Annotated in this window: 8 protein-coding genes; all 8 read right to left on the reverse strand. The window is 32.8% G+C overall.

Annotation, left to right across the window (positions count from 1 at the left end; genetic code table 11):
- Positions 1-33: 33 nt before the first annotated feature.
- Positions 34-1,281 carry a hypothetical protein gene (locus AAC024_RS12135; protein WP_339895731.1) on the reverse strand — a complete coding sequence of 416 codons (1,248 nt, stop codon included), beginning with the start codon at positions 1,279-1,281 and terminating at the stop codon, positions 34-36.
- 50 nt (positions 1,282-1,331) lie between these two features.
- Positions 1,332-1,883, reverse strand: a complete 552-nt coding sequence (locus AAC024_RS12140; protein ID WP_339895733.1) for an ion channel — start codon at positions 1,881-1,883, stop codon at positions 1,332-1,334.
- Between the two features lie 602 nt (positions 1,884-2,485).
- Positions 2,486-3,052, reverse strand: a complete 567-nt coding sequence (locus tag AAC024_RS12145; RefSeq protein WP_339895735.1) for a DUF3347 domain-containing protein — start codon at positions 3,050-3,052, stop codon at positions 2,486-2,488.
- A 20-nt stretch (positions 3,053-3,072) separates the two neighbouring features.
- Complete coding sequence (locus AAC024_RS12150) at positions 3,073-3,525, reverse strand: heme-binding domain-containing protein (RefSeq protein ID WP_339895737.1); 453 nt, start codon at positions 3,523-3,525, stop codon at positions 3,073-3,075.
- 1 nt (position 3,526) lies between these two features.
- A complete protein-coding gene (locus tag AAC024_RS12155) occupies positions 3,527-4,255 on the reverse strand; it encodes a DUF3347 domain-containing protein (RefSeq protein WP_339895739.1) in 729 nt (242 codons plus the stop codon).
- Positions 4,256-4,282: 27 nt separating this feature from the next.
- A complete protein-coding gene (locus AAC024_RS12160) occupies positions 4,283-4,669 on the reverse strand; it encodes a DUF302 domain-containing protein (protein ID WP_339895741.1) in 387 nt (128 codons plus the stop codon).
- Positions 4,670-4,675: 6 nt separating this feature from the next.
- A complete protein-coding gene (locus AAC024_RS12165) occupies positions 4,676-4,864 on the reverse strand; it encodes an SHOCT domain-containing protein (RefSeq protein ID WP_339895743.1) in 189 nt (62 codons plus the stop codon).
- 16 nt (positions 4,865-4,880) lie between these two features.
- Positions 4,881-6,000: multicopper oxidase domain-containing protein (locus AAC024_RS12170; protein ID WP_339895745.1), on the reverse strand; the 1,120-nt coding region annotated here is incomplete at its 5' end.

Raw genomic sequence — 6,000 nt, forward strand, 5'->3', positions numbered from 1 at the left:
ACAGATATAATTTGTTTTTTTTTCAATATTAAGTCAAACAGATTTGGCTATTTTATCCATAATTGAAAGGTCGGTCCCGAATTTACAAATCGCATCACAATGGGTTTTTAATTCAGAAAACAAAATATATTTTATATGTATTTTAGAATTTTTAATTACTGGTCGATTTAACTGCTGAATGACATCTTTTTCACGTTTGTTTGGAATAATGATATAAAAAACCTCGTCACCATCTGAAATACTAAAATACAAATCTGATAATCTTAAAATTCCAGAATAAATACTGGTGCTTTTTTCAACCTCAAAAGCACCAATAATATTATTAGTACCCTTTTCAAACCAAAGAACATCAATAAGCTTTATGGTGGTTTGGGTTTCTTTATCGCAAGGCGGAAGCTCTGGGAATGTATTCATTGAAATAAATGAAAAACTTTGACCACCAAAAGATTTACTTTTATCGTTTCTGGCTGGTATGACATCGAAACCTAGGGAAATTCCAATTTTTAACAAATGATACTGCATTTCGTCATGAAGCTTTTCTTCTTGTTTTTCTTCTTGGATTTGCTTTTGTCGTTTTACAATATTTTTTTCAAATTTTATTCTTTCGGTTTCACTTAAATATTCGTCACTACCTATCAGCATTTTTTGGGCACCAATTTCGAAAAGCAATCCAGCTATTGCTCCTAAATCATTAGATAATTTCGATTTATTTTTAGCATTCGTTTCAATTAAGGTTTCTCTAACTTTAAGGTATTCTGTCCAACTCCCCAGCTTCTTTTTGTCCTTAAACAGAACATTAAATCCTTTTAATATAGCTGTATTAAATGGTGGAAACCAGGTTGGATGCAAAAAATATAAAATACTTGCTACTGACGGACCAAGACCTTTTATTTTGAGAGCATCTATCGTTACAATTTCTTTTACAACTTGTTCTTCTGTTTTGGCATTAATACAATTTTCCAGAAATTGACCGAAAGCTATTTTATTATTTTGATTTTCATAAATATCAGGAATACGCAACTTTGGTTTCCAATAAAAAGGATGTGCTACACCCGCAAACACTTGTTTTTGCTCTGCTATGCAACTTAAAACAAACTCTAAACTACTTTCCTTAAAATCGTTTGGAAACGTCTTATTTTTAATATCTTCAATGACTTGTATAACACCTCTTCTAATAGTTCTAAACGCTTTTAGTCGTTGGTCATTGTCAACAAACCAAGTATTGTAAACACTTTCTGTATCGTTTTTATACTGATGGATTATTTGCGTAAAGGTGCTCATTGATGATGTTATTATTTTATAGTGTTTAATAATTATTAGTGTTAGTCGTTTTATTTATCAACATGAATTCGATTAATATTTGCAATACCAAAGACTAGAACGAAAAAGCTTAAAAAGACTTCCAACATGACCATAATTTTTCCTGAAACAGAGATGGCTACGATATCTCCGAAGCCAACTGAAGAAAACGTGATTAAACTGAAATATAAAAACTCGAAAAATTGTCTAAATAATGAACTATTTTCTGTAAGGGATGTTTTAAAACTATCACCATCTGTTATATAAAGAGCGTGATAATCGAATGAGAATGACAACACAATTAAGAGAATTAAAACTCCAAAGAGTGTTAAAACATGACTAAGTTTATGGCTTTCTCCAATTAGTTTACTCAACTGGATAAATGTTAGGCGCACAATAAAAAAGGTTTTTACAAATGCTAGTACTACTATGATATAAGATAAGGATGGATGGGTAACAACGAGTAACCTTAATAAGACATATATAAACGATATAACAATAACTAAAGTTGTTGTTAATAAAAGCTTCTTAAATAGCTGTTTATAGAAGCTATCACATTTAGCAATATCGCTAATTTTTTGCATATTTATATAATTACTTTTCACCAAATAGCTGAAGAAGCAAAGCTCCCACTACTATAAAAGCTATAATTAAGTACAATAAATAGTTAAGCCACTTTTTTATGCTAAATTGTTTTGGCTTTTTATCACAACTATTTTTACAACAGTCTTTCATCTAGATTCCGTATTAAATTTATAGTTTTACTTAAAAAAGCCTAAAACTGTTTAACATAATACCAGAAAATTAGCGTTATACAGTATTTTATCAATCAAAAAAAAAGTCGTTCCTTCAAATTCAAATATCTTCTAAAAAACTTCTGTTTTTCAAAAGTTTATATTTGCCTGACACAGGAAGAGAGGAATTATTAACTTATTCTTAGGTATTAATCTCTCTCCCGTATGTAGGCTGGCTGCTATTAACCAAATCAACTTTTCTTTTCTAAATATTTTGTGCCTAACCAGAGAAGGGTTCACTACTAATCATAATCGTTTTAACCCTTCCCGAATTAGGACTTTTCCAATATCATAAAAGTAAAAGGATTAACTAAAAACCATTCAACAATAAAAAATTTCATTTCCCTTTTATGTATTAGATATTTCATTCACTTATCCATAGTGGATATGCACTAATTAGTAATTTCCTTTTGTACTTTACCACATTTTATCATTTTACTACCGTAATACGGATTTTTAACTTCGTTACTTGTACTTAACCAAGTACTACCTTTATCATACATAGGGCAAAACTGTTGGTATAATGTGTTTTTTGTTCCTGTTATAGCCACCATATCTGTAATATCCTTACTCAAAGTCTTAAAATGTTCGCGCTGATGTTCTAATTCGCTTTTTGCAATATGTTCGGCGTGTTCGGTAGCATCTTCAATGATATCAGCTAGTTCTTCTTGCTGTTCTTTTGTATAACTACTCATCCCAAATGCTTTAAGAGCGGCTACTAGTTTAGTACCCATTTGTGCCGATTTTTTAGAGTCATCACCTACCAAGGCGTCTTTTAGCATAAAATAATCAGCAAGAACTGCTTCCGCTTTGGTGTCTTGCATTTTGTCCATTTTCATTTTACTATGATCCATTTTCATGTCTCCGTGATCGTGATTCATTTTTTCTTTTTCCTGTGCATTGGCAACAGAAACTACTAACAATAGCATTGCGGCTATACTCGTTTTTAATTTTTGCATTTTTTGAATTTTATTAATAATTATAAACTGTCTCTTAAGTCTGATAACCAATCCATTAGTTCTTGTTTCTCGTTTTCACTGAATTTAGCATCTTTATGAATTAAAGTATATGAAGTCAACGGCATTTCATCATCTCTAATCTGACTTATAATTGATTTTAATTTGCTTTTCTTTCTTCTATCTGAATAGTCTGCCCATTCATTGAAATTCAATTCTTCCTTTCCGTTATTAATATGGTTTTCCAATAACCAAGCAACAGGCTGCACTTTATTATACCAAGGGTACGCGGTATTATTACTATGGCAGTCATAACAGCTTACTTGTAATTTTTCATTGATGTTTTTTGGTACCGTATTGACCAACATAAAATCTGTTTTGGGGGTACTCTCACTTTGATTGCGTACCGTGGGAATAAACTGAACCCCCACGAACGCTACCAGCAAAACCAAAACTATGATCTTAACAATTTTCATTTTAATTAATTTGTTTTTTTACATTCCCACAGGTTAGCATTTCACTACCATAAAACGGATTTTTGATGTCTTTGGTTTCGCTCAACCAGCTTACTTTTTTCATTGGGCAATAATCTAGATATAAGGTTTTATCAGTACCTAAAAGGGTAATTAAATCATTAATATCCGTGCTCAAGGTTTCAAAATGCTCTCTTTGGTGATCGATAGGACTTTTTACAATATGTTCAGCATGTTCAATTGCACTTTCGGCAATTTCCATATATTCTTTATGGGATTCACCTGTTAATGTTGTCATGTCAAATTTTGAAAAAGCAGCAAGTAATGCTGTACCTCCTTTTGCGGCATTTCCTTTGTTATCGGTTACTAAAGCATTTTTAATTTGCAAGTAAGCATCAATAATTGGTGTTGTTGCTGGATTTTTTTGAGAGCTAACATCAAGATCCCTTGCTTCAGATGACATCTCTGCGCTGTCTCCATCATGATGTCCATCACTGTTATCGTGAGTTGTTTCTTCATCATGGTGACCATCACTGTTATCGTGAGTTGCTTCTTCATCATGGTGACCATCACTGTTGTCGTGATTCATTTTTGAATGATCTTCATCTGTACTCATTTCTGAATGATGTCCATCTTCATTATTGTTTTCTTTTTTTGCATCTTTACAAGACACTACAGTTAGGGTTGCAAATGCTATTGCTAAAATTCCCATTGATAATTTTAATTTTCTCATTTTTATTTGTTTTAGTGTTAATTCTGTTTAAAGTTTTTCAATTACATTTTTAAGTTTAGCAGTTATTTCATCGGCAATTTCCATCAATTGCTTGTTATCTACTGCCATCATAGAAGCCATAGGGTTAATAGCTGCCACTTCTACAATACCGGGATTAATCTCTTGAACTATGACATTGCATGGCAACATGGTACCGATTTTATCTTCTGCCTCCAATGCTTTATGAGCATAGGGCGGATTACAAGCTCCTAAAATCCTGTATTTTTTAAAATCTATATCCAATTTCTTTTTTAAGGTTTCTTTTACATCTATTTCTGTTAAGATACCAAAACCTTCATTTTTCAATGCTTCTGTAACGCTTTCAATTACAGTATCAAAATCCTCGTTGAGGGTTTTATTAAAATAATAGTTCATATCTCTCTATTTTTTTAAATTAATGCTTTGTTTGCTTTCTTCATATTCTTCTTTGGATATGTCACCTTTGGCATAGCGTCTGTTTAAAATTTCTAAAGGATTTTCCCGCTTCAGTATTTTATTTCCGTTTTTACCTGCATATAGGATAACCGCCAAGATAATTACTCCCAATACTATTATCCACGTGTACATCATAACTACCTTATATTACTTAAAATCTTACCGACAATCCACCACCACCGCCAAAACGGTTGTCGTAACTTCCTAGCAACGATACGTTTCTGGATAAAAAATATTCGGCTCCAGCACTCCAAACGGTTTCTGATTCAGAATTAACACCAGATGGCAAAGCGTTTACCCAACCAAAATCTAATTGATACTCGTAGTACCCAAACACCGAAAATTTTGGAAATAACATGATACTTCGACCAAGACCAATTCTAGGTCTTAAATCACTATCAATCCTAGCATCGAGGCTAAATAAATAAGGGGTTAAAAACCTGATACCGGCAACTGCAACCGTTTTAAACTCATTTAAACTTCCGTCTATTTCATTTTCAATATTTACACCACCAAATACCCTTAAATAATCATGTAAATACCTTTCGTAAGTAAATTCTGCTTCAAGATTTTCATTATAGCCAAATTCAACCGAGGCATTGAATTGGTTTCTCATGTTTGAAGCTACTAAATTAAGGGTCGTATTTTGTGATGATGCGTCAACCATTCCCCAAGAATAATAAAGATCGGTTTCTGCAACTGCAATAGATGCTGGATAGCCTTTCATACGAATGTCTGGAGGGGTATCATAACTCATAACGCGTGCCATTCCGCCCATTAAATGATATAAAATATGGCAGTGAAAAAACCAATCGCCATACTCATTGCCATAAAATTCGATGGTAACATCCTGCATTGGTGGTACATTTACCGTATGCTTTAGCGGTGAATATTCCCCATTTTTATTAATGACTCTAAAAAAATGCCCATGTAAATGCATGGGGTGATGCATCATGGTTAAATTGTTTAATGTTATTCTGGTAACCTGATCGCCTTCTATTTTGATGTTGTCGGTTTCAGATAGCGGAACACCATTCATACTCCAAATATAGCGTTGCATATTCCCTGTGAGGTTCAATAAAATTTCTTTTACAGGCGTACCTTCAGGGTAGCTCGTTTTTTCCGGTGATTTTAAAAAGTCGTAGTTATATTCCGAAAACAAATCCATGCCTTCCATATTGCCCGTTTTCATAGTATCCTTTTGCTCATTCATCTGCATGCCTTCCATGGAATCCATTTCTTTAGCATCATCATTCATGGTATCATCCATG

Source organism: uncultured Algibacter sp., from assembly GCF_963976535.1.
In the GTDB taxonomy this organism is placed as follows: domain Bacteria; phylum Bacteroidota; class Bacteroidia; order Flavobacteriales; family Flavobacteriaceae; genus Algibacter_B.

What these genes read in the sequence shown, in the direction of transcription:
- AAC024_RS12145 (WP_339895735.1), bottom strand. Translation starts at nt 3,052, where the DNA reads ATGCAAAAATTAAAAACGAGTATAGCCGCAATGCTATTGTTAGTAGTT.
- AAC024_RS12135 (WP_339895731.1), bottom strand. Translation starts at nt 1,281, where the DNA reads ATGAGCACCTTTACGCAAATAATCCATCAGTATAAAAACGATACAGAA.
- AAC024_RS12155 (WP_339895739.1), bottom strand. Translation starts at nt 4,255, where the DNA reads ATGAGAAAATTAAAATTATCAATGGGAATTTTAGCAATAGCATTTGCA.
- AAC024_RS12165 (WP_339895743.1), bottom strand. Translation starts at nt 4,864, where the DNA reads ATGATGTACACGTGGATAATAGTATTGGGAGTAATTATCTTGGCGGTT.
- AAC024_RS12150 (WP_339895737.1), bottom strand. Translation starts at nt 3,525, where the DNA reads ATGAAAATTGTTAAGATCATAGTTTTGGTTTTGCTGGTAGCGTTCGTG.
- AAC024_RS12160 (WP_339895741.1), bottom strand. Translation starts at nt 4,669, where the DNA reads ATGAACTATTATTTTAATAAAACCCTCAACGAGGATTTTGATACTGTA.
- AAC024_RS12140 (WP_339895733.1), bottom strand. Translation starts at nt 1,883, where the DNA reads ATGCAAAAAATTAGCGATATTGCTAAATGTGATAGCTTCTATAAACAG.